General features: G+C 70.6%; 2 protein-coding genes. Both read left to right on the top strand.

Annotated elements, in window-relative coordinates:
- A partial coding sequence (locus tag AB0C29_RS47635; RefSeq protein ID WP_360834886.1) for a hypothetical protein occupies positions 1-208 on the top strand: 208 nt, incomplete at its 5' end.
- Between the two features lies 1 nt (position 209).
- Entirely contained in the window at positions 210-1,517 is a 1,308-nt protein-coding gene (locus tag AB0C29_RS47630) for an ABC transporter substrate-binding protein (protein WP_360834884.1), read from the top strand.
- The last annotated feature ends 62 nt before the right edge of the window (positions 1,518-1,579 follow it).

Raw genomic sequence — 1,579 nt, 5'->3', positions numbered from 1 at the left:
CCCCGATGTCCGGCTGGACCTGCCGCACCTGCGCGGCCGGTCCGTCCGGGCCGACGTGCTCTATCCCCGCCGGTTACCGGCCTGGAGCTGTGACTGGTCCCCCGGCACCGCGACGCTGACCGTCGCCGCCGGCCGGGCCGAGCCCGCCGCCCGCATCTTCCGGCTGGTCGCCGGCGCGGACGTCACCCACCCCGAGAAAGAAGGATGAGATGCGAAGATTGCCGGTAATCGCCGCCGCGGCGGTGCTCACGCTGGGACTCGCGGCCTGCAGCGACCCTTCCGCGGAGGCGCCCGCCGACACCGCCGTCACCTGGCCCGAGGCCACGGCCGAGCTGGACGGCGTGCAGCTGACCATCTGGGCGGCGCAGAACAGCAACACCGTGCCCAAGAAGGTCATCGAGGAATTCCAGCAGGCCACCGGGGCCAAGGTGCAGGTGGTCACCATCCCGGACCCGTACGAGCAGGGGGTGCAGACCAAGGTCGCCACCGGCGACCAGCCCGACCTGGCGTTCTGGCAGCCGACCGCCTCCATGCTGACCGCGCTCAACGCCAAGGCGAACCTGCAGCCGCTGACCGACGCGCCCTGGCTGAGCCGGCTCGCCCCCGACCTGAAGGACATCACCGGCATCCAGGACGGCACCCGCTACGCCGCGCTGGTCACCAGCCCCGCGGTCGAGGGCGTCTACTACAACAAGGAGGTCTTCGCGGCCAACGGCATCGCCGCCCCGCCGAAGACCTTCGACGAGATGGTCGAGGTGGCCCGCAAGCTCAAGACCAAGGGAGTCACGCCGTTCCATGAGATGGGCGGCGACCGCTGGGCCACCCAGTGGTGGGTGCAGGTGCAGCTCGCGGACGCCGCCAAGGCCGGCCTCTGGGACAAGGTGAACACCGGCCAGGAGACCTTCAGCAGCCCGGTCGTGCTCGACGCGATCAAGCGTTACCAGTCGCTGATCAAGGAGGGCCTGTTCAACGCGGACATCAGGACCGCCAAGTTCGAGGACCAGGGTACGGCGCTGCTGGGCGGCAAGGCGGCGATGGTCGTACAGGTCAACTCCTTCTTCGGTCAGTTGCAGGCCAAGGCCGGCACCGCCGAGCTGGACTCGAAGATCGGCTTCTTCCCGATCGCGCCGTCCGGCAACATCGGCACCTTCATCCCGGACCAGTCCAACGCGCTGGTGGCGTTCAAGACCGGCGACGCCGAGCGGGAGGCCGCGGCGCGGCAGCTGATGACGTACTGGATGGGGCCCGGCTACGCCTCCTTCGTCGCCGACCGCAAGACCGTCTCGCTGGAGCCGTCGGTGCCCAACCCGCCCGGCGTACCCCGGGCCCTGCTCGACGTGCACGCGGCGCTGCCCGCCTCGGTCGGTTCCATGCAGGCGCTGGCGGTCGCCAATCCCGATCTCTACCTCAACCTGGCCGACATGATCAGCGGCACCATGACCCCGGAACAGGTCGCCAGGACCACCCAGGACCAGTTCGCGCAGCTGGCCAAGGCCGCCGGCGCGCCCGGCTTCTGACCCGCGTGCCCACCATCGAGAGAACGCGGGCGCCCAGGGCACCCGCCGGTCCGGCGGCGCTC

The organism is Actinoplanes sp. NPDC048791, assembly GCF_040650095.1.
Classification (GTDB): domain Bacteria; phylum Actinomycetota; class Actinomycetes; order Mycobacteriales; family Micromonosporaceae; genus Actinoplanes.
The sequence above is the reverse complement of the archived record's forward strand: the minus strand, read 5'-3'. Positions and strand labels throughout refer to the sequence as shown.